Raw genomic sequence first — 21,343 nt, 5'->3', positions numbered from 1 at the left:
CGGGTTCAGGTGCCGTGGGCCCGGATCACGTGCCGTCGATGAGCCGGACGGCCAGGTCGGGGCTGAACTGGCCGGCCGGGACGGTCGGGGCGATGCCGCACTGCCCGTCGGAGTTGCCCGGTGTCTTGACCCACAGCAGCAGGTCCTCGGCGCCGCCCACGCGCGGGGTGACGCCGAGTTTGCGCCCGGCCGGGTTGCACCACTCGCCGTTGGAGCCGTTGCCGTTGCGGCTGGTGTCGACGACGTAGTGGGAGCCGCCGCCGAGCGCCGAGTTGATCGAGTTGCCGTAGGTCTCCGAGGAGCCGGTGGTGTAGAAGTTCGAGACGTTCACGGAGAAGCCGCGGATGTCGGCCACGCCCGCGGAGTTCAAGCGGCTCGCCATGGTCGCCGGGGCGACCCAGTTGGTGTGTCCGGCGTCCAGGTAGGCCCAGGTGTTGGGTGCCTTCTGCTGGAACATCTGGCCGGCGTAGGCGAGCATCGCGAGGCGGTCGCTGATCTGCGTGCTGGTCAGGCAGCTGAAGTCCGACAGGGCGTCCGGTTCGATGACGACCACGGCGGGGTGGCTGCCGACCGCCGCCGCGAACGTGGATATCCAGGTGCGGTAGGCGGCCACGCTCGCCGCGCCCCCGGACGACTCGCCACCGCACGAGTCCCGGTACGGGATGTTGTACGCGACGAGGACCGGCAGCTGGTCGTGGCTGTCGGCGGCGCCGACGTAGCCGGCCACGGCCGGTCCGATCCCTCCGCTCTCGCCACCGGTGTACCAGCGGGCGATCGGCTGGGAGGCGATGGCCGACTGGATGCGCGCGGCGCGGGAGTCGGAGGGGTTGTTACGGACCCAGACGGCCGGGCCGGAGTCGGGGTTGGAGTAGAAGCCGCTCGTCAGGGAAACCGGGCTGGCGGCTGCCGCCGAGCCGGCCGCGAGGAGCGGCAGCGGCGCAACGAGCAGACAGATCAGGGCAGTTCGGAGCGAGACGGTTTTGAGCAGGGTGTTCCAGCGCACGGGGAATCCCTTCCTCTCAGCGCGCGGCGTCGGCGGCGAAGGTGGCCACCCAGGCGAGCGCGGAGTTCCAGTTGATGGCGATCTCGTTGGTCGAGTACGAGTAGATGTCGTCGATGTAGCAGGTGGCGGGGGCGCAGCCGACCAGGTTCTGCTGCACAACCGGGTCCTGCAGGGCGGAGTCGGGGCCGCCGGCCAGTGAACCGGGCGGCGGGCTGGGCAACTTGGGGTCGATCTGGTGGGCCCAGATCCGGTTGTGCTGGTTGTGGCTGTACTGGGTGCCGTAGCCGGTGACGAAGGACTGGTTCAGGGCGTTGCGGCCGAGGAGGTAGTCCAGCGACTCCAGGACGGCGCTGCTGTAGCTGTCCCGGTGGGTGAGGTCGTAGGCGGTCGCGATGACCATGGCGTTGTTCGCGGTGACGCTGTTGGAGCCCCAGACGTAGGCGCCGTCGGTCGGCAGGTTGGGGTTGGGGTAGCCCTGCGACCGCTCGTCCCGTACGAACCCGTCCGCGACGGCGAGGACCCGCTTGCGGGCGGCGGAGACCAGGCGGGCGGGGAAGCGGCTCGGCAGCCGGACGACGGTGAGGTCGGCCAGCGCGCCGGTGTCCCGCCAGGAGAACCCGGCCGGGGTGATCTCCGTGTCGATGCGGGACAGGTAGGCGCGGTCGTGCGTGGTGGCGTACAACTCCGTTGCGGCCCAGGAGAATTCGTCGGACACGTCCGTGTCGGCGTACGCTCCGCCGCCGACGCTGTCGCTGCTCGGGGCGTACACGTCGGGGTGGGCGAGCGCGGCCTGCCAGGCGGTCTCGGCGGCGGTCAGGCACTTGCGGGCGAAGGCCGCGTCGTAGCGGGCCCAGACCCGGGCGCACTGGGCGCCCGCGGCGGCCAGGTTGAGGGTGGCGGCCGTGGACGGAGCGTGCAGGTACCGGGGTTGGGAGTCCTTGTCGGGCTGGGTGGGGAGAGCGCTCCAGGCCAGGTCGTGGATCTTGTGGTGGACCATCCCGGCCAGCGGCTCGCCCGCGGGCACCTGCATGCTCAGCAGGAACTCCGTCTCCCAGCGGGACTCGTCGAGTACGTCCGGGACACCGTTGTGGTTCTCGGGGATGCCGAGCAGTCCGTCGCGCAGTCCGGCGGTGTCGCCCTGGGCGCGGGAGCGTTCGTAGGAGTCCATCAACTGCCAGGCGGCGAGTGCCCCGTTGACGACGTACTTGCCCTGGTCGCCGGCGTCGTACCAGCCGCCCTGGACGTCCAGCGAGTAGTCACAAGTGCCGGGCAGACACGGCACGTCGACATCGCCCTTGTTGGGTGCGACGCCGACATGTCCGGCGGGCCGGGCGTAGGCGTCACCGGCGTACTGGGCCTCGATGGGTATGCCGCTGCGGACGTCGTAGAAGTAGCCGAGTGCGTCCTTGCGCAGGGATGTGTAGGGGTTCTCCGCGATGGCGAACGGGTAGCTGGTCGCGTCGCCTACGACGAGCGTGTATCCCGTACCGGCCCGGTGCACCGAGCTGAAGTCGGCGATGTGCACATGGTCGCCGGAGGCGGCGTCCGTGCCCTGGACGTGGGTGCGTCCCGACTTCACGACGTCACCCGAGTCGTCGAGCAGGCTCCAACTCACGGGCTTCGTCGAGGAGTTGACGATGGACGCCTTCTTGGGGCCGTCGACCGCGTAGCCGTACTGGTTCGTCCGCACCGGCGAGCCGAAGTCGCGTCCGCCGCCGGGTGGTATCGCGCCGCCGGTGAGGGAGACGTCGTCGAGGCACAGGGTGAACGGCTGGGTCGCGCCGCCCTGTTGGAAGGAGAGCTGGGCGTGCAGGTTGGCCGTCATGGAGGTGCCGGTGAACTGGAAGGCCTTGGGTGCGGTGGTGACGGCGGCGGTCTTGTTCAGGGTGGTCGTGACCGGAGCGGTGGGCACCTGCAGTACGGCGTGGATCGACACGTCCCGGGTGGCGGAGGCCGTGAAGCGCAGTGTGTAGGGCTGGCCGGCCTCCAGCGGGATGTCGTTCTGGCCGATCATCGAGTCCCAGACGTTGACGGTCCCGGCGGGGACGTCGGCGCACAGGCGGCCCAGGTCGACGGTGGACGGCGTGTTCCCGCTGCTCCACCAAGGGGTCTTCACGCTGTCGAACGTGCCGTTCAGCACCCGTTCGTAGGCCGCGTCCGCGGCGTGCGCGGACGTCACGGGAATCACGGGGGTCGCGGCCAGGGTGGCGACGGTCAGGGCGGGCGCGAGGAAGACCGCGCCCCATCCGGTCCTGCGAAATCTGGTCCTGCGGAACATACCGGGCCCTTCTTGGCGACAGGGTTCCCGGCTCGGTGCGGCGTCAGTGCCAGATGGTGGGCGGGAGGCGGCGAAGCTGTCAAGACTTCACACACAGAAGCCTCTTCGCAGTCTTTTCCGGGTCCGGACACTTCACAGACCGAACGTGCCACTCCTAGTCTGCGACTGTAAGCGCTTCCAGTTATTTCCGGAGGCATCACACAGGAACCGGCCGAGCTGTGGCGTCAACCCAGGTCAGCACCGCTATTCGCATCGAGGACGAGGGAACTCCGATTGTCACCGCTCTCGGATTTCCCGCAGACGGAGGTTCAACTCAGTGAGTACGTTCGATCCCGGCTTCCTGTGGGGCGCCGCCACATCGAGCTATCAGATCGAGGGCGCGGTCACGGAGGACGGCCGGGGGCCCTCCATCTGGGACACCTTCGCGGCCACCCCGGGCGCCGTCCGGGGCGGTGACACCGGAGCCGTCGCGGCCGACCACTACCACCGCTTCCCCGGGGACATCGCGCTGATGGGCGAACTCGGCCTGCGCGCCTACCGGTTCTCCCTCGCCTGGCCCCGGATCCAGCCCAACGGCTCCGGCCCGGCCAACCAGCGCGGCCTCGACTACTACCGCCGGCTCACGGACACCCTCCTGGACCACGGCATCCAGCCCTGGCCCACGCTCTACCACTGGGACCTGCCCCAGCCTTTGGAGGACGCCGGCGGCTGGCCGGTCCGGGACACCGCGGAGCGGTTCGCCGAGTACGCCGCCCTCGCCCACGAGGCGCTGGGCGACCGCATCGCCCACTGGACCACCCTCAACGAGCCGTGGTGCTCGGCCTTCCTCGGCTACGCCACGGGCCGCCACGCCCCCGGCCGCCGCGAACCCGCCGCCGCGGTTCGCGCCGCCCACCACCTGCTGCTCGCCCACGGGTTGGCGACGGAGGCGATACGGGACGGCGACTCGCACATCGGCATCACGCTCAACCTCACCCATGTCACCCCGCTCAGCACCGAGCCCACCGACCTGGACGCGGCCCGCCGCATCGACGGCATGCAGAACCGCCTCTTCCTCGACCCGTTGCTGCGCGGCGCCTACCCCGACGACGTACTGGACGATCTCCGGGAGGTGACCGGCTTCGGCCACGTCCGCGACGGCGACCTGAAGAGGATCGGGGCGCCGCTGAACCATCTGGGCATCAACTACTACGCGCCGATGCTGGTCGGCGGCAGCACTACCCCGACCCAATCCGCGTACGTGGGCTCGCCGTTGGTCCGTGTCGCCGACGGCGGCCGGCCGAAGACCGCGATGGGCTGGGAGATCGACGAGAGGGGACTCGTGAAGCTCCTCCTGCGACTCAAGGCCGACTATCCGGCCGTTCCCCTCTACATCACGGAGAACGGAGCCGCCTTCGACGACGTGCTGGAGGACTACGGCGTGCACGACACCGACCGGATCGCCTACCTGGACGGCCATCTCCGTTCCTGCGCACGGGCGATCAGCCACGGTGTGCCGCTCAAGGGCTACTTCGTCTGGTCGCTCCTCGACAACTTCGAGTGGTCCTTCGGCTACGGGCCCCGCTTCGGCATCGTGCACGTCGACTACGCGACCCAACGCCGCACGCCCAAGGACAGCGCCCGCTGGTACGCCGAGGTGATCCGGCGCGGCGGACTGTGACGCCGTCAGCGCTTACAGTGCTGCTACTGCCCACCGCACCGGCCATCCGTACGAACTGGAGCTGCCCCACATGACCACACGGCCGCCGACGCTCGACGAGGTGGCGCTGCGCGCCGGGGTGTCGGTCGGAACCGTCTCGCGGGTGATCAACAACCGCCGGCACGTCAGCCAGAAGGCGCGGCAGGCGGTGGAGAGTGCCGTGGCGGAACTGGGCTACGTGCCCAACGTGGCGGCCCGTTCGCTCGCCTCGCAGCGGCGCGGCGCGGTGGTCCTGGCGATCTCCAGTGACGACCCGGCGTTGTTCGCCAACCTCTTCTTCGCGGAGGTCATCACCGGTGTGAACGCGGTCATCGAGGAGACCGACCTCGAACTCCTGCTGATCCTGGCCGCCTCCGAGCGGGGCCGGAACCGGCTCACCCGCATCCTCCAGTCCCGCGGTGCGGACGGCGTCATGCTGCTCGCCCTGCGCGAGAACGATCCGCTGGCGAAGGTGGCCGAGGCGGGGAGCGTCCCCGTCGTACACGGAGGCCGCCCCCTCGATCGGGCTCCGCGCTGGTACGTGGACGCCGACAACCGGGGCGGGGCCCGAGAGGCGGTGGAGTACCTGATCTCGACGGGCCGCCGTGCCATCGCCACCGTCACCGGGCCGCTCGACATGCACGCGGGTGTCTCCCGCTACCTCGGCTTCCGCGAGGCGGTCGCCCTGGCCGGACTCGCAGACCACCGCGTGGCCCACGCCGACTTCAGCGAGGCAGGCGGCGCCACGGCGACCGCCCGTCTCCTCGACGAACACCCGGACCTGGACGCGCTGTTCGTCGCCTCGGACGCCATGGCGGCGGGCGCCCTGCACGTCCTGCGCGAACGCGGCCGGGCCGTCCCCGAGGACGTCGCGGTCGTCGGCTTCAACGACATCCTCACCGCCCGGCACACCCAGCCCGCCCTGACGACGATCCGCCAGCCCATCGTGGCCCTCGGCAGCGAGATGACCCGGATGCTGGTCCGCGTACTGGGCGGCGAGGAGCCGACGCCCCTGATCCTGCCGACGGAGCTGGTGATCAGGGAATCGGCGTAGGACGGCGGCGCCACCGCGCCCTGGTGACGAGCAACGCCACCGCCGAGCGGCATGGGCCGCCCGGTACGGTCGCCTACGGCCACTAACCCTTGGGCCCGGTCGGGTGGTTGGGCGGTGCCAGGGTGCACGACATCGAACTCGTTGCCCTCGGGGTCGGCCATGACCACCCAGCTCCGGGCGGGGCCCTGGCCGACATCCACCTTGGCGGCACCGAGGCCGAGCAGCCTGGCCACCTCGTCGTCGGTGCCGGCGTCGATCGGGCTCACGTCGAGGTGGAGCCGGTTCTTCACGGTCTTGCTTTCGGGTACCCGGATGAACACCAGGGTGGGCGGCATCTGCCCGGCCCGGACCTCCTCGACGATCGGCTCCCAGGAACCGATCTCGACCATGTCCGCGCTCCGGTCGATCACCTTGAAGTCCAGGACCTCGCACCAGAAGGCCGCGAGCCGCTCCGGATCACGGCAGTCGACTACCAACTCGGTGAACCTGCTGGTCATGACTTCTCCAGATCGGTGACGGTGGAGGCAGGGGTGCTGACGATGCCGTCGAAGGCCTCGACGACAGGGGTGTGCAGGTAGACGCTCTGCATCCGGATGCGGTCGGGGCCGCTGAGGTGCTCGGCTCCCGACCGGCGCAACCTCACGATCAGCGCCCTACGGACAACAGCCTCTGATCAGCACGACTTCAGATCAACCCTGTATGGCCGGCAGCGGCATTTTCGCGAGCCTCCGAGCAGGGGCGCCGATGAGCGGCGTGCTCGACCTCGAAGACCCTTCGCACCGTCAGGACGACAGGATTTGAACCTGCGACCCCCGTTCGGGACGTACGCCCATGTGTGTGCTGTTCAGGGGCGCGGGCATCGCGTGGTCCCCAACTGGTCCCCACGGTAGTGAGGTTCACGACGGGTGTTGGCGTCTCGGAGGGGAATCCCGATCGGTCGGAGAGGCGGCTCAAGAGGCATCTTCTCCGAAGGCACTCTGCACGAGCTGGAACGGGCGAACCTCCTCGGTGACTCACGTCTTATGTCGACGCCCGGGCAAAGTCCTCAAGGTGTCCACGGCGGAGTCCTGCCTTCCCGCAGACACCCCTTCCCCCTCCCCACGGGGCTGCCCCCTCAACGCCCGTCCGTCCGGCCCGAGGACGACCGGATACAGTGCGCGAGACGGCAGCCCGGTCAGATAGGGGAAGCGTGACCGACACCAACAACACCCGTCCCGCCGACGGCGAAGTGCAAGCCCCTCGGCGGAGCCCACTGCTCCGCCTGATGCGCTACCTCCCCCTGATCGCCCCCGTCCTGCTGTGGGCCGTGCCCTGCGGGGTGCTCCTGTACAGCGGCCAGCACTGGCCGCTTCCCGTCACGCTGGCCGGAACCGCCCTGTTCGTCCTCGGCCTCGTCGGCATGCCGCTCGCGATGATGCGCGGCCACGGCCGGCGTCAGCAGGACCGGGCGGCGATCGTCGGGGACACGCTGCTGGGCGCCAGTTGGATTCTGTTCAGCTGGTCCGTTCTGCTCGGCGTCCTGTTGCGGCTCGCCCTGACCTTGGCCGGTGTCGGCGAGAGTCAGGACCGGGCCCGGATCGTCGCCTGGACGATCCTCGGCACAGCCGCCGTACTCCTCGCCTGGGGGTACGCCGAAGCCCGCCGCGTGCCGCGCGTGCGCCGCCTCGACGTGCAACTCCCGCGGCTGGGTGCCGGGTTGGACGGTCTCCGCGTCGTCCTCATCACCGACACCCATTACGGCCCGCTCGATCGCGCCCGCTGGTCGGCGCGGGTGTGCGAGACGGTGAACACGCTGGAAGCCGACCTGGTCTGCCACACCGGCGACATCGCGGACGGCACGGCCGAACGCCGCCGCGCCCAGGCCGTCCCGCTCGGCACCGTGCGGGCCACCCAGGCCCGGGTCTACGTCACCGGCAACCACGAGTACTACAGCGAGGCCCAGGGCTGGGTCGACCTGATGGGCGAGCTGGGCTGGGAGCCGCTGCGCAACCGCCATCTGCTGCTCGAACGTGGAGGCGACACCCTCGTGGTCGCCGGCGTGGACGACGTCACCGCCGAGTCCTCCGGCCTGGCAGGCCACCGCGCCCACCTCGCCGGAGCCCTGAACGGCGCCGACCCCGACCTGCCTGTCCTGCTCCTGGCACACCAGCCCAAGTTCGTCGACCGGGCGGCAGCCGCCGGCATCGACCTCCAGCTCTCCGGACACACCCACGGCGGCCAGATCTGGCCCTTCCACCATCTGGTCCGCATCGACCAGCCCGCCCTCGCCGGTCTCAGCCGGCACGGCACCCGCACCCTCCTCTACACCAGCCGCGGCACCGGTTTCTGGGGCCCGCCGTTCCGCGTCTTCGCCCCCAGCGAGATCACCCTCCTCGTGCTCCGCTCCCCGCACCTGCCCACCGCGCCGTAGCACTCCGGACGGACGGCTCCGGCGAGTCCTACGTGGCCGGGCCACGCGTGTGTTGCCGTACGTAGGCCGTCCGTCGGATCCACCCGCCGGATCACCGGATCCACCGACGCGGGCGGGACCGGCCGAGGCAACAGTCGTCGGAGCCGGCCCCCTGGGACGGGTCCCGAACGGAACCCCGCGCGCACGTCACGGGGGGGCGTCGGCCTCCACCCGCGTCATGTCGTCGACCGGGCATCGGTCGGAGTCAGGCGCGAAGCGCGGACGGACGGGTAGACGCCGGCCACCATGCCGACCACGAGGGCCCCGAAGCAGCCACCCGCGACCGATACGAGGGGGACGACGGGCGGCCAGCCCTGAGAGGTCGCGTAGCCGATCGTGGCCAGCACGCCCAGCAGGGTTCCGACGAGGCCGCCCAGGCCGGACAGGGCCACGGACTCGGTGGCGAGCGCGTCGGAGGGGGACTGACGGTGACCTGGCCCGGCAACTCGGTCTTCACGCTGCGGCTGCCCGCCCCTTCGTAGGCGGACGTCGACACCGGCGACGAGCCGACGGAGACCACGATGCACCGGGGTCGGGGAGGCCTGTGCGGATGTTCAGTCGATGCAGAACTCGTTGCCCTCGATGTCCAGCATCGGGATGCACGCGTCATTGCCGTCGTACAGCGTTTGCACGTGTACCGCGCCGAGCGGGACCAGTCGTGCGCACTCGGCCTCAAGTACGGCTAGGCGCTCTTCCCCCACGAGTCCGGTGCCGACCCGCACATCAAGATGCACCCGGTTCTTGACGACCTTGCCTTCGGGCACGCGCTGGAAGTACAGCCGCGGGCCCACACCTGAGGGATCAACGCACGCAAACCACGCGTCCCGCTGCTCAGCCGGCAGCGAGTGCTTGTAATCGGCCCACGTCGCAAACCCCTCCGGTGGCGGCGGTACGACGTACCCCAACACCTCGCACCAGAAGCGGGCGAGACGCTCGGGTTCCGCGCAGTCGAAGGTGACTTGGAACTGCTTGATCGATGACATCGGCGCACCCTACCAAGGGGGCTTTGTTCCTCAATTCCCTGCCATTGCACATGGCTTGGCTTGTCACACCAGACGTCTGATCTCTCCGCGCACTCGGTAGAAACCGGCCGAGGAGGAATGCAACGCGTCCACCACATAGCGTGCGCCGGGCTCGCGTATCGCGCGTGGGAACTGGACGTTCCAGCCCCGCTCATAGCCCTCGGAGACCACATGCACACGCACTCGGCCTCCTTGTTCGAAGCACTCCACCACGACTCCGTTCCCCGCTGCGGGGACAACGCTGACCGTGGCGACGGACGCGGCGGCGGTGAGCGGTGCGTACGTCGGCAGGGCAGCCGCCAGCTTGATGTCCGCGGCGACCGGGACGGTGCCCGACTGGGCGGCACTGATCGCGGCCTCACTCGCATCGATGCAGGCGAGTGAGCCGTCCGTGGAGACGATGTACAGCCTCTCGTCGTGGTACTGCATGGAGAGCGCCGAGCCACCACCCGTGCCGAGCTTCCACAGCCGGGTGCCGTCAGCGGTGAAGCAGTAGACGGAGGAAGCCGAGTCGCCCGCGAAGACGTACCGTCCACCGGCGGACGTGGCGCACGAGTACACGGCGGCATCGCACTGGAAGGAGGCCTCGATGGCTCCGGAGGACTTCGCGAGGCGCTGGACGACCCGTCGGCCCGTCCCGGCGTAGACCGCGTTCTCCTCCTGCCAGCCGAAGAGCACATTGCCGTTGGTCGCGGTGTGCCAGAGCTGTCTGGCGCCGTCCGCCGCGTAGGCCGTCACACCGTGGCTGTGCCCGTGGTAGACGGCGTGGTCGTCGGCCCGCACCATCCACGCGTTGTCCCCGGACGAGTTGCGGGACCACTGGAGCTCGTCCTCGTGGTCGATGACCGTCAGACCGCCGTTGCGGTCGGAGACGTTCAGGACGCCCGCGTGGATGTCCAGCCAGAAGATGTCGACCTCGGCCGCGATGTCGTAGGCCGCGAACGGCACCTTCGAGGAGAGGTCGTAGACCCGGCCGTCGTCGCAGCCCGCGTAGATCCAGAAGTCATCGGCCACCAGGCACTTCACGCCGTCGGGCAGGGAGTAGTGAGCCAGCACCTCGCCGTCATGGCTCAGGTTGTAGACACTGCCGTGCTGGTTGCCGACCCAGCAGCGGTCCTCGTCCACGTGGATGCCGAACGCTGAAGCGCCGGTACGGAACCGCCACAGCACCGGGGCGGTCGCCCGCGCCGTCGACGGGGCGGACGTCACCTGACGGCGCGTCACGGGGCGGGCCGCCCGCTGTCCCTGGACGGCGGGCGCGTACCCCTTGCGCACCTTCTCGGCTATCTTCTTCGCTGCCGCCGCCCGCGCCTTCTCGACGGTCGGAAAGGCGGAACTCTGGTGCTGCCCGTCCACGCCGATCCGTCCGTACCGCACGGAGACGATGGTCCCCTCGACAGTCACCTCGTAGAACTTGTGGGCCCCACCACTCTCCTGAGACAGCTCCAGGTACGTCGTGTTCCCCGACTGTCGTGTCTGCGCAGCGGACACAGCACACCCCTCCCCAAAGGCCCGGTCGGCCAGTACGGCCGATCTCCAGTGACTCCAACGTAGTGGTGACCACTGACATCGCCCTCCCCGGCCGGATCCCGGGGAGCAACCACCCCAAAAGGCCTGGTCAGAGCCTCAGCGGCAACCGAGGTGTGCCACACACGGCGTATGGTCAACTCATGCAGGACACTGGGCGGATGGAGCCGACACCCCGCAGGAACCTGCGCGAGGAACAGAAGATCCTCACGCATCGCCGGCTGCTCGAAGCGGCCGTCACGGTGTTCACCGAGAAGCCCTTTCTCGATGCGCGGATGGAGGACATCGCGCAGGCCGCGGGGGTCACCCGGGTCACGGTCTACGCCCACTTCCCCGGCAAGGCCGAGATCGTCGACGCGCTGGTGGAGCGTCTGTACGGGTTGATGGGAGAGGCGTACGCCGATCTGGCCGCCCTGCCGCGGTGGACCCCGGCGGACCTCCGGGCGTGGCTGGAGGAGGCCGCGGCCCGCTGGCGGGAGATGGCGCCCATCCGCCGCGTCGCCAACGCGGCGGCCCCGGCGGCACTCCGCAGCCTCGGCGAGGGCCGGGTGCAGTACGTCGAGGCGCATGAGCGCTATGTCGGCATGCTGGTCGGTCGCCCCGAGCGTTGGCGGGGTGTCGATCCCGCGGAGGCTCGTCAACGGGCGCTGATGGCCGTGCTGCAGACCGAGTCGTTCTTCTCCGCCTGGATCGCCGTCGAGTGGCCACTGGAGACCGCCGACCCCCTGCTTCTGTTGGCCGACTCCCTCTGTCATCTCCTCGCCCCCGCGTTGGAGAACGACAGCACGCCCACCTGACCGCAGGCGTTGCCCAGCCGGCGTAACCGACGGTCGTCACCCAGCCGAATACGGCACACTCGGCCGCATGGACACCGATGCGTTCGTGGAGACCCTGGACCGGGAGGGCGGTCTGCTGGCCTCGGCCGCCGAGGCGGCGGGCGTCGAGGCCACGGTGCCGACCTGCCCGCAGTGGCAGGTGCGGGATCTGCTGCGGCACACGGGGATGGTGCATCGCTGGGCGACCGCGTACGTCGCCGAGGGGTACACCGCACACCACCCCGACGGCGGCCTGCCGGACCTCGACGGGGCGGAGTTGGTGGCCTGGTTCCGGGAGGGGCACCGGGCCCTCGTGGACACCCTCGCCGCCGCCCCGCCCGACGTGGAGTGCTGGCACTTCTTCCCGGCTCCGTCGCCGCTCGCGTTCTGGGCCCGGCGACAGGCGCACGAGACGACCGTGCACCGGGTGGACGCCGAGTCGGCACGCGGCGGGACGCCCACCGAGATCGCCCCGGACTTCGCGGCCGACGGCATCGACGAGTTGCTGCGCGGCTTCCACGGCCGCCGCAAGAGCAGGGTCCGCAGCGAGGAGCCCCGAGTGCTCCGGGTGCAGGCGACGGACACGGACGGCGCCGTGTGGACCGTACGGCTGTCTCAGGAACCGCCCGCCGCCGAGCGGGACGGCTCCGGGGACGCCGACTGCGAACTGGCCGGTCCCGCCGGGCAGTTGTATCTGGCGCTGTGGAACCGGGCGCCGTTCCCGAGCGTGACCGGGGACGCGTCGCTCGCCGCGCTGTGGCGGGAGAGGTCCACGGTCACCTGGAGCTGACGGTGCGTCAGCCGGACAGCATCTTCGTCAACACCGCGCGCTGCAGCGGGAGTACCTCGCCGTGCAGGGTGCGCCCCTTGTCGGTGAGGGTCACGCGCACGCCCCGCCGGTCCTCCGCGCACATGCCGCGCTCGACGAGACCGTCCTTCTCCAGCCGGGCGACCAGACGGGACAGCGCGCTCTGACTGAGGTGGACGCGCTCGGAGATCTCCTGGACGCGGAATGCGCAGGACTCACCGGACAGCACGTCCAGCACCTCGAAGTCGCTGCCGCACAGCCCGTGTTGATGCAGAGCGCGGTCGAGTTCGCACTGCGTGCGGGCGTGCAGCGCCAGCATCTCCCGCCACTGGTCCACGAGCGCCTGCTCGGCCTTCTTCGCCGCCATGACAGCGCACCGTAGCAGAGAAGCGAGTTTGTTGCATCGGAATTAAATGCTCTTGCATTCGATGCATGCGCATGTAGTGTCTGCGGCATGACCTCTCCGCTCACCTCTCCCGCGGCCCCGTCCCCGGCGGTCCGCTGGACCCCCCGGCTGTGGGGCACCCTGCTGGTGCTCTGCGCCGCGATGTTCCTGGACGCGCTGGACGTGTCGATGGTCGGTGTCGCCCTGCCCTCCATCGGCTCCGAACTCGACCTCTCCACCTCGACGCTCCAATGGATCGTCAGTGGCTACATCCTGGGATACGGCGGGCTGCTCCTCCTCGGCGGCCGGACCGCCGACCTGCTCGGTCGCCGTCAGGTCTTCCTGGTCGCCCTGGGCGTCTTCGCGGTGGCCTCCCTGCTCGGCGGCCTAGTCGACTCGGGCCCGCTGCTGATCGCGAGCCGCTTCATCAAGGGCCTCAGCGCGGCCTTCACCGCACCGGCCGGCCTGTCGATCATCACCACGACCTTCGCCGAGGGCCCGCTGCGCAACCGCGCCCTGTCCATCTACACCACCTGCGCGGCCACCGGCTTCTCGATGGGCCTGGTCCTCTCCGGCCTGCTCACGGAGGCCAGTTGGCGCCTCACCATGCTCCTGCCCGCACCTATCGCGCTGCTCGCCCTGCTCACCGGCCTGAAGCTGCTGCCGCGCAGCGAACGCGAGAAGGACCACAACGGCTACGACATCCCCGGCGCCGTCCTCGGCACCGCGTCGATGCTGCTGCTGGTCTTCACCGTCGTGCAGGCGCCGGAGGCCGGCTGGGCGTCGGCCCGAACTCTCCTGTCCTTCCTGGCAGTTGCCATACTCCTGACCGTCTTCGTGTTCGTCGAGCGGCGCTCCGCGGGCCCGTTGATCCGGCTCGGGGTGCTGCGCTCCGGCAACCAGATCCGCGCCCAGCTCGGCGCGATGGCGTTCTTCGGGTCGTACGTCGGCTTCCAGTTCCTGGTCACGCTGTACATGCAGTCGCTGCTGGGCTGGTCAGCGCTGCACACGGCGCTCGCGTTCCTGCCGGCCGGTGCGCTGGTGGCGGTGTCCTCGACGAAGGTCGGCTCGATCGTCGACCGGTTCGGTACGCAGCGGCTGATCGCGGTGGGCTTCGCGCTGATGGTCGTCGGGTACGCGCTGTTCCTGCGGGTCAGCCTCGATCCGGTGTACGCGGCGGTGATCCTGCCGTCGATGCTGCTGATCGGCGCGGCCTGCGCGCTGGTCTTCCCCTCGCTCAACATCCAGGCCACCAACGGGGTCGACGACCACGAACAGGGCATGGTCTCCGGGCTGTTGAACACCTCGGTGCAGGTGGGCGGCGCGATCTTCCTGGCCGTCGTCACGGCCGTGGTGACGGCCCACGCCCCTGCACACGCCACCCCGCAGGCGGTGCTGGACAGTTACCGTCCCGGGCTGGTCGTGGTGACGTTCATCGCGCTCGCCGGCCTGCTGATCACACTGCCGGGGCTGCGCACGCGCCGTACCCAGGAGTCCATCGTCGTAGCCAAGTCCACTGTGACGGAGGCGGAAGCGGAGCGCGTGGCGCTGCGTGACTAGGGGGACGCCTCCCTGAGTGTGCGCCCGGCGGGGTTGTTCGTCCCGCCGGGCGCACACGTGTGAGACTTCCGGTATGACGATGACGGGGGGACGGCGCACTCAGGCCGAGCGGGACGCGATGACCGTCGAGATCGGGTATGCGCTGGTCAGTGCGGTGTTCGCGGCGGCGGTCGTCTTCGGGGCGGTCGCCGGTCCGGCGTTGCTGTTCGAACTGCCGGGCACTGTCGAGACGTTGCTCGTGCGTGCGGGGCTCGTGCTCGTGCCCGTCGTGTTCTTCGTGCGTGTGGCGAGCGTGCTGTTCCGGTATCGGCAGGGGGCGGCTCAGCCCAGCCAGCCGGGGCGGACCAACCCCGACTCGTAGGCCAGCACGACCAGTTGGGCCCGGTCTCGGACGCCCAGCTTCACCATCGTGCGGCTGACGTGGGTCTTCGCGGTCAGCGGGCTGACGACCAGGCGGCGGGCGATCTCCTCGTTGGAGAGGCCGATGCCGACCAGGGCCATCACCTCCCGTTCCCGCTCGGTGAGTCGGGTGAGGGCGTCGGCCGCCGCGGGTTCCTTGGAGCGGGCCGCGAACTCGGCGATCAGACGGCGGGTCACTCCGGGTGACAGCAGCGCGTCGCCGTCGACCACCGCCCTTACGGCGCGCAGGAGTTCGTCCGGTTCGGTGTCCTTCACCAGGAAGCCGGAGGCGCCCGAGCGGATCGCCTCGAAGACGTACTCGTCGAGTTCGAAGGTCGTCAGCATGACCACCTTCACGTCCTTGAGGTCGCCGTCGCCGGTGATGCGGCGGGTCGCGGCGAGGCCGTCGAGCAGCGGCATGCGGATGTCCATCAGGACGACGTCGGGGCGCAGTTCGCCCACCTTGCCCACGGCCTCCTCGCCGTCGGATGCCTCGCCCGCCACCTCGATGTCCGGCTGGGCGTCCAGCAGCGCCTTGAATCCGGCCCGGACCAGGGCCTGGTCGTCGGCGAGCAGTACGCGGATCACCGGTCGTCCTCCTTCGGCGTGACCTTCAACGGCAGTACGGCCAGCACCCGGAAGCCGCCGTCCGGGCGCGGGCCCGCCTCGATCGTGCCACCGAGCGCTGCGGCCCGCTCCCGCATTCCGGCCAGCCCGTTGCCGCTGCCCCCGGCGTCCGCGCCGGTCGCGGGCCCGTCGTCGTCGATCCGCAGCCGTAGCTCCCGGGGGTCGTGCTCGACGTGCACGCGCGCGTGCCGCGAGCCCGAATGCCGTACGACGTTGGTGAGGGCCTCCTGGACGATGCGGAAGGCGGCGAGGTCGGTGCCGGGCGGCAGGTGGGGCGGGGTTCCGTCGGCCGCGACCGTGAGACCCGCGCTCGCTGCCTGCTGCACCAGTTCGGGCAGCCGGTCGAGGCCGGGTGCAGGAGCGCGCGGTGCGTCGCCCGGGGTGCGGAGGGTGTCGAGGACCTGGCGGACCTCGCCGAGCGCCTCCTTGCTGGCGGCCTTGATGGTCGTGAGGGCCGTACGGGCCTGCTCGGGGTCGGAGTCGAGGAGGGCGAGGCCGACGCCCGCCTGGACGTTGATGACGGAGATGCTGTGCGCGAGGACGTCGTGCAGTTCGCGGGCGATCCGCAACCGCTCCTCGTCGGCGCGCCGCCGGGCCGCCTGTGCGCGCTCGGCCCGGTCCCGGGCCCACTGTTCGCGGCGGGTGCGGGCCAGTTCGGAGATCGCGGCGATGGCCACCATCCAGGTGGCGACGGCCAGTTCACGACCCCACGGCATTCCGTGGTCGTGCTGCGGGGGCAGCCACCGGTAGAGCCAGTGCGCGATCAGGAGATGCGCGACCCACAGCACACCGAGCGCGGCCCAAGCGGCCCGGCGCCGACCGGCGACGACCGCGCTGAAACAGCCGATCGCGACGGGCAGGAAGACGGGGCCGTACGGATATCCGGCGCCGAAGTAGAGCACGGTGGCGAACACGGTGCCGAAGGCCACCCACACGGGGTACCGGTGACGCCACAGGAGCAGCACCGACCCGGCGACGAGCAGCACGCGCGCGTAGAAGTCGAGGTGGACGCGGTCGGGCTGGCTGTGCGAGGCGAAGTTGCTGCCGCCCAGCACGAACACGGTGACCAGCAGCGTGGAACGCCACGGCAACCGCGCCGAGGCCGCCACCCCGCCCCACGGCGGTCCGTGGCGCCACCAGGGCGGTCCCCCGCCGCGTACCCACTGCTCGTCCATGCACGTCACGCTAGACGCCGAGCGCTGTCGAAAGCGTCAGCCGGACGGGGTGATCACACGTACTTCCCGGGGAGTACGCCCCATGAACGCCGCTCCACTACAGCGCCCCTGAAAGGGGCGCGGGGCTGTATCAATATGCGGCTCCGCCGCGTGGGCGCGACCAGCCCCCACCGGCTCGCAGCCAACGAACCACCTATCCATCAGCACACTCACACGTCCGCGAGCCCCACCCCAAGCGCAAGCCGTCGTACCGCATGCCGAAAGAACGCCTCCCGATCCTCCACCACCCGCCGGAACTGACCGAAAAGCTCAAAGCTGACCAGTCCATACAGCTCAGCCCAGGCAGCCACCAGGGCCACGGCCACCGCGGGCGGAAGGTCACCGGCGAAATCCGCGACCATACGCTCCGCCTCGGGGTGGAGATCGGCCGGCAACGGAGGCTCGGTCAGGGCACCGGCCTGGTGGGCGTCACGCGCGATGCCGATGAGCAGGAGGGCAACACGGGCGGCCGGCGGGACGGTGGTCTCGGGGGCGACGTACCCCGGCACCGGCGACCCGTAGATCAACGCGTACTCGTGCGGATGTGCAAGCGCCCACCCCCGCACCGCCTCGCACACAGCGACCCACCGCCGCAACGGGCCCGCGTCCACGACACCGGAGTGCGCCGCTTCCGCACTCTCCCCGACGGAGTCGTACGCGTCGATGATGAGAGCGGTCAGCAGGTCGTCCCGGCTGGGGAAGTACCGGTACAGGGCGGAGGACACCATGCCCAGCTCACGGGCCACGGCGCGCAGCGAGAGCTTCGCGGCGCCCTCGGCGGCGAGCTGTCTGCGCGCCTCGTCCTTGATGGCCGCGGTGACCTCGATCCTGGCTCGGGCGCGGGCGCCTTGTGTGGTGCTCATGCGAGCCAGTGTGGCACGGAATCAGAGCACCGCACACAAACAAGAGCGGCGCACAAAAAAGAGAGCACCGCTCTTGCATTGGATCGCCCAGCGGATGCAGACTGTTCCCGAGAACGAGAGCAGTGCTCACAAAAGCGAGCCGCGCTCTCCAAAACCCAGGAGTCGTCATGAGCACGCACGTCCAGAAGCCCGGCTGGTTCACCGTGAACGTCTTCAACCGCGCCGTCGCCTGGTTCACCCGCCGCGGTCTCAGCGTGTGGGGCTCACGAGTGCTGGCGGTCCGCGGCCGTAAGAGCGGCGAGTGGCGGACCACCCCGGTGAACCTGCTGACGGTGGACGGCCAGCAGTACCTCGTGGCCCCGCGCGGGCACGTCCAGTGGACGCACAACATGCGGGCGGCGGGCGGCGGCGAGCTGCGGCTCGGCAAGAAGGTCGACGCGTTCACCGCGACCGAGGTCACCGGCGACGACAAGGTGCCGCTGCTGCGCGCCTACCTCAAGCGGTGGAAGGCCGAGGTCGGGGTGTTCTTCGGAGGAGTCGGCCCGGACTCCTCCGACGACGAGCTGCGCCGGATCGCCCCCGACCACCCGGTGTTCCACGTCACGGTCAGGAGCTGACCGCGCCCTCCTCGGGCTCCACGGACGCCACGGGCTCCGCGTTCCTGCGGTCGATCGCGGTCAGCGCGCGCTGCGCCATCGGATGGCTGCGTACGAGTTCGCCCAGCGTCGTCGAGCCCCGGGTGATGTCCATGAAGGCCTTCCAGGCCGGCCGGAAGCCGGTGAGGGCGGCGTGGAACAGGCCGGGGCGCCGTTCGAAGATCGCCAGCATGCTCTTGCCGACGCTCATCTCGACGCCTAGCCCCGCCTTGATCGCGAACGCGTAGTTCAGGGCCTGGCGGCGGGTGTCCACGGCGTCGTGCGCCTCGGCGATCCGGACCGCCCACTCCCCCGCGAGCCGCCCCGACCGCAGCGCGAACGAGATGCCCTCACGGGTCCACGGCTCCAACAGTCCCGCCGCGTCTCCGCACACCAGCACCCGCCCGCGTGACAAGGGCGAGTCGTCCGCCCGGCAGCGGGTCAAGTGCCCGGAGGAGATGCTCGGTTCGAAGCCGGCGAGGCCGAGCCGGGCGATGAAGTCCTCCAAGTACCGCTTGGTCGCGGCGCCTTCACCGCGCGCGGAGATCACCCCGACCGTGAGCGTGTCACCCTTGGGGAAGACCCAGCCGTAACTCCCGGGCATCGGGCCCCAGTCGATGAGCACCCGCCCCTTCCAGTCCTCGGCGACCGTCTCCGGCACCGGGATCTCCGCCTCCAGGCCCAGGTCCACCTGGTCGGTCTTGACCCCGACGTGCGCCCCTATGCGGCTGGCGCTGCCGTCGGCGCCGACGACGGCCCGCGCGAGGACCGTCTCACCGCCCTGGAGGACCACGGCGACCGTCCGCCGGTCCGGCACCGCGGAGCCGTGCTGCTCGACTCGTGTCACCGTGACGCCCGTACGCAGCTCGGCGCCCGCCTTCTGGGCGTGCTCGACGAGCTGCTGGTCGAACTCGGGCCGGTTGATCAGCCCGAACAGCATCTGCCGGGAGCGGCGGGTGCGCGTGAAACGCCCGTTGTTCGAGAACGTTATGGCGTGCACCCGGTCCTTCAACGGCAGGTCGAAGCCGGGCGGGAGGGAGTCGCGTGAGGGTCCGATGATGCCGCCGCCGCATGTCTTGTAGCGGGGCAGCTCGGCTTTCTCCAGCAACAGCACGCGCCGTCCCGCGACCGCCGCCGCATAGGCGGCCGAAGCCCCCGCGGGTCCCGCGCCCACCACGACGACGTCCCACACCCGCTGGTCGTCGTCCGCCGAAGAGTTCTCGCTGCTCACGATGGTCTACTGCTCCCGATCAAGCCGCTGCCGCACCTGTCCCCCGCATCCTACGGCGGACATCGCCACAGACCGCTGTGGGAGGATCGACGGCATCATTCGTACAACGTCGCACCCACCAGGAGCGTGCCCATGCCGTCGAATCCGGTCGCCGAGACCGTCGCCTCGCTGATGCCCACGGCGAGGACGGAGCTCACCGAGCTGGTGGCTTTCCGATCGGTGGCGGACTTCGACCAGTTCCCGAAGAGCGAGAGCGAGGGCGCCGCGAACTGGGTCGCCGACGCCCTGCGCACCGAGGGTTTCCAGGACGTGGCCCTGCTCGACACCCCGGACGGCACCCAGTCGGTCTACGGCTACCTGCCCGGCCCGGAGGGTGCCAAGACCGTTCTCCTGTACGCCCACTACGACGTGCAGCCGCCACTGGACGAGGCCGGCTGGACGAGCCCGCCGTTCGAACTGACCGAGCGCGACGGCCGCTGGTACGGCCGCGGGACCGCCGACTGCAAGGGCGGCGTGATCATGCATCTGCTCGCGCTGCGCGCCCTCAAGGCCAACGGCGGTGTCCCGGTGCACGTCAAGGTGATCGCCGAGGGCTCGGAGGAGCAGGGCACCGGCGGTCTGGAGCGGTACGCCGAGGAACACCCCGACCTCCTGCGGGCCGACACGATCATCATCGGCGACGCGGGCAACTTCCGGGTCGGCCTGCCGACGGTCACCTCCATCCTGCGCGGCATGACCATGATGCGTGTGCGGGTCGACACCCTCGAAGGCAACCTGCACTCGGGCCAGTTCGGCGGCGCCGCGCCCGACGCGCTGGCCGCGCTGATCCGCGTACTGGACTCGCTGCGCGCCGAGGACGGCTCGACGACGGTCGACGGGCTCGACGCCCGGTCGTCCTGGGACGGGCTGACGTACGAGGAGGAGCAGTTCCGCAAGGACGCGAAGGTGCTGAGCGGCGTCGAGTTGATCGGTTCGGGTTCGGTCGCCGACCGTATCTGGGCGCGTCCGGCCGTCACGGTCCTCGGCATCGACTGCCCGCCGGTCGTCGGCGCCACCCCGTCGGTACAGGCCGGCGCCCGCGCGCTGATCAGCCTCCGCGTGCCGCCGGGCATCGACGCGGCCGAGGCCACCAAGCTGCTGCAGGCCCACCTGGAGGCCCACACCCCGTGGGGCGCCCACGTCCGCATCGAACAGATCGGCCAGGGCCAGCCGTTCAGCGCCGACACGACCAGCCCTGCGTACACGGCGATGGCCGACGCGATGGCGGTCGCCTACCCGGGCCAGGAGATGCAGTACGCCGGCCAGGGCGGCTCCATCCCGCTGTGCAACACCCTCGCGGCCCTCTACCCGCAGGCGGAGATCCTCCTCATCGGCCTCAGCGAGCCGGAGGCCCGGATCCACGCGCTGAACGAGAGCGTGTCCCCGCAGGAGTTGGAGCGGCTGTCGGTGGCGGAGGCGCTGTTCCTGCAGAACTACGCGGGCAGCTGAGCGCGCCCATGCGGTTCGTCTTCACCGGCCGGGTGATCGAGTGGCGCGGGCCCTCGCCGTACTACTTCGTCCCCGTGCCGGACGAGGAGTCGGCGGACATCCGTGAGGTCGCCGCCCTGGCCTCGTACGGCTGGGGTGTCATCCCGGTCGAGGCCAGGATCGGTGAGGTGGTGTTCAGCACGTCGCTCTTCCCCAAGGACGGCGGCTATCTGCTGCCGCTCAAGACTGCGGTGCGCAAGCCGGGCGGTCTCGGCGCAGACGACGAAGTGACCGTGGAGATGACCGTCCGGCTCGGCGCTGCCTGAAG

General features: G+C 70.3%; 20 protein-coding genes and 1 pseudogene. 10 read left to right on the top strand and 11 right to left on the bottom strand.

What is annotated here, in order from left to right; all coding sequences use genetic code 11:
- Positions 1-25: 25 nt before the first annotated feature.
- The gene (locus AB0I69_RS01340; RefSeq protein ID WP_363093393.1) at positions 26-1,003 is read right to left on the bottom strand and encodes a glycoside hydrolase family 6 protein; all 978 of its coding nucleotides are present in this window, start codon (positions 1,001-1,003) and stop codon (positions 26-28) included.
- A gap of 16 nt (positions 1,004-1,019) precedes the next feature.
- Positions 1,020-3,281, bottom strand: coding sequence for a glycoside hydrolase family 9 protein (locus tag AB0I69_RS01335; RefSeq protein WP_363093392.1), 2,262 nt, complete (start codon positions 3,279-3,281; stop codon positions 1,020-1,022).
- 316 nt (positions 3,282-3,597) lie between these two features.
- On the opposite strand from AB0I69_RS01335, the gene AB0I69_RS01330 reads away from it, so the two are divergent.
- Together AB0I69_RS01330 and AB0I69_RS01325 are read left to right on the top strand one after the other, a co-directional pair.
- Positions 3,598-4,941, top strand: a complete 1,344-nt coding sequence (locus AB0I69_RS01330; RefSeq protein WP_363093391.1) for a GH1 family beta-glucosidase — start codon at positions 3,598-3,600, stop codon at positions 4,939-4,941.
- 70 nt (positions 4,942-5,011) lie between these two features.
- A complete protein-coding gene (locus tag AB0I69_RS01325) occupies positions 5,012-6,013 on the top strand; it encodes a LacI family DNA-binding transcriptional regulator (RefSeq protein WP_363093390.1) in 1,002 nt (333 codons plus the stop codon).
- A gap of 125 nt (positions 6,014-6,138) precedes the next feature.
- Here AB0I69_RS01325 and AB0I69_RS01320 read toward each other — a convergent pair.
- A pseudogene (locus tag AB0I69_RS01320) lies at positions 6,139-6,510 on the bottom strand (VOC family protein); the annotation flags it as partial.
- A 692-nt stretch (positions 6,511-7,202) separates the two neighbouring features.
- Between AB0I69_RS01320 and AB0I69_RS01315 the strand changes: the two are divergent.
- Positions 7,203-8,423, top strand: a complete 1,221-nt coding sequence (locus AB0I69_RS01315) for a metallophosphoesterase (protein ID WP_363093389.1) — start codon at positions 7,203-7,205, stop codon at positions 8,421-8,423.
- Between the two features lie 215 nt (positions 8,424-8,638).
- Here AB0I69_RS01315 and AB0I69_RS01310 read toward each other — a convergent pair whose 3' ends face one another.
- The 3 genes from AB0I69_RS01310 to AB0I69_RS01300 all read right to left on the bottom strand — a co-directional run bounded on the left by AB0I69_RS01310 (position 8,639) and on the right by AB0I69_RS01300 (position 10,975).
- On the bottom strand, positions 8,639-8,989 hold the full coding sequence (locus AB0I69_RS01310; RefSeq protein WP_363093388.1) for a hypothetical protein: 351 nt from the start codon (positions 8,987-8,989) through the stop codon (positions 8,639-8,641).
- 27 nt (positions 8,990-9,016) lie between these two features.
- The gene (locus AB0I69_RS01305; RefSeq protein ID WP_363093387.1) at positions 9,017-9,445 is read right to left on the bottom strand and encodes a VOC family protein; all 429 of its coding nucleotides are present in this window, start codon (positions 9,443-9,445) and stop codon (positions 9,017-9,019) included.
- A gap of 63 nt (positions 9,446-9,508) precedes the next feature.
- Entirely contained in the window at positions 9,509-10,975 is a 1,467-nt protein-coding gene (locus tag AB0I69_RS01300) for a WGR domain-containing protein (RefSeq protein ID WP_363093386.1), read from the bottom strand.
- Positions 10,976-11,154: 179 nt separating this feature from the next.
- Here AB0I69_RS01300 and AB0I69_RS01295 point away from each other — a divergent pair, with 179 nt between their 5' ends.
- Together AB0I69_RS01295 and AB0I69_RS01290 are read left to right on the top strand one after the other, a co-directional pair.
- Positions 11,155-11,808: a helix-turn-helix domain-containing protein gene (locus AB0I69_RS01295; RefSeq protein ID WP_363093385.1), complete on the top strand. Its 654-nt coding sequence runs from the start codon at positions 11,155-11,157 to the stop codon at positions 11,806-11,808.
- A gap of 67 nt (positions 11,809-11,875) precedes the next feature.
- Positions 11,876-12,616, top strand: coding sequence for a maleylpyruvate isomerase family mycothiol-dependent enzyme (locus tag AB0I69_RS01290; protein WP_363093384.1), 741 nt, complete (start codon positions 11,876-11,878; stop codon positions 12,614-12,616).
- Positions 12,617-12,623: 7 nt separating this feature from the next.
- Here the strand turns inward: AB0I69_RS01290 and AB0I69_RS01285 are convergent, their stop codons facing one another.
- Positions 12,624-13,001 carry a MarR family transcriptional regulator gene (locus tag AB0I69_RS01285; protein WP_363093383.1) on the bottom strand — a complete coding sequence of 126 codons (378 nt, stop codon included), beginning with the start codon at positions 12,999-13,001 and terminating at the stop codon, positions 12,624-12,626.
- 87 nt (positions 13,002-13,088) lie between these two features.
- On the opposite strand from AB0I69_RS01285, the gene AB0I69_RS01280 reads away from it, so the two are divergent.
- Positions 13,089-14,579: an MFS transporter gene (locus AB0I69_RS01280; RefSeq protein WP_363093382.1), complete on the top strand. Its 1,491-nt coding sequence runs from the start codon at positions 13,089-13,091 to the stop codon at positions 14,577-14,579.
- A gap of 73 nt (positions 14,580-14,652) precedes the next feature.
- Entirely contained in the window at positions 14,653-14,940 is a 288-nt protein-coding gene (locus tag AB0I69_RS01275; protein WP_363093381.1) for a DUF6332 family protein, read from the top strand.
- Here AB0I69_RS01275 and AB0I69_RS01270 read toward each other — a convergent pair.
- From AB0I69_RS01270 to AB0I69_RS01260, 3 genes are all read right to left on the bottom strand, one after another.
- Positions 14,901-15,566 carry a response regulator transcription factor gene (locus AB0I69_RS01270; RefSeq protein ID WP_363093380.1) on the bottom strand — a complete coding sequence of 222 codons (666 nt, stop codon included), beginning with the start codon at positions 15,564-15,566 and terminating at the stop codon, positions 14,901-14,903. The two genes, AB0I69_RS01275 and AB0I69_RS01270, sit on opposite strands and share 40 nt — an antisense overlap.
- Complete coding sequence (locus tag AB0I69_RS01265; RefSeq protein WP_363093379.1) at positions 15,563-16,780, bottom strand: sensor histidine kinase; 1,218 nt, start codon at positions 16,778-16,780, stop codon at positions 15,563-15,565. Before AB0I69_RS01265 ends, AB0I69_RS01270 begins: the two co-directional genes overlap by 4 nt.
- A gap of 209 nt (positions 16,781-16,989) precedes the next feature.
- A complete protein-coding gene (locus AB0I69_RS01260) occupies positions 16,990-17,682 on the bottom strand; it encodes a TetR/AcrR family transcriptional regulator (protein ID WP_363093378.1) in 693 nt (230 codons plus the stop codon).
- Positions 17,683-17,849: 167 nt separating this feature from the next.
- Here AB0I69_RS01260 and AB0I69_RS01255 point away from each other — a divergent pair, with 167 nt between their 5' ends.
- Positions 17,850-18,299, top strand: coding sequence for a nitroreductase family deazaflavin-dependent oxidoreductase (locus AB0I69_RS01255; protein WP_019065153.1), 450 nt, complete (start codon positions 17,850-17,852; stop codon positions 18,297-18,299).
- Here the strand turns inward: AB0I69_RS01255 and AB0I69_RS01250 are convergent.
- Positions 18,289-19,548: a geranylgeranyl reductase family protein gene (locus tag AB0I69_RS01250; RefSeq protein WP_363093377.1), complete on the bottom strand. Its 1,260-nt coding sequence runs from the start codon at positions 19,546-19,548 to the stop codon at positions 18,289-18,291. The genes AB0I69_RS01255 and AB0I69_RS01250 overlap by 11 nt on opposite strands.
- A gap of 132 nt (positions 19,549-19,680) precedes the next feature.
- Between AB0I69_RS01250 and AB0I69_RS01245 the strand changes: the two genes are divergently transcribed.
- A complete protein-coding gene (locus AB0I69_RS01245) occupies positions 19,681-21,036 on the top strand; it encodes a dipeptidase (protein WP_363093376.1) in 1,356 nt (451 codons plus the stop codon).
- A gap of 8 nt (positions 21,037-21,044) precedes the next feature.
- Entirely contained in the window at positions 21,045-21,341 is a 297-nt protein-coding gene (locus AB0I69_RS01240) for a DUF1905 domain-containing protein (protein ID WP_363093374.1), read from the top strand.
- The last annotated feature ends 2 nt before the right edge of the window (positions 21,342-21,343 follow it).

The sequence above is a fragment of the Streptomyces sp. NPDC050508 genome, assembly GCF_040655155.1.
In the GTDB taxonomy this organism is placed as follows: Bacteria; Actinomycetota; Actinomycetes; order Streptomycetales; family Streptomycetaceae; genus Streptomyces.
This window is presented reverse-complemented; position numbering and strand designations above follow the sequence as displayed.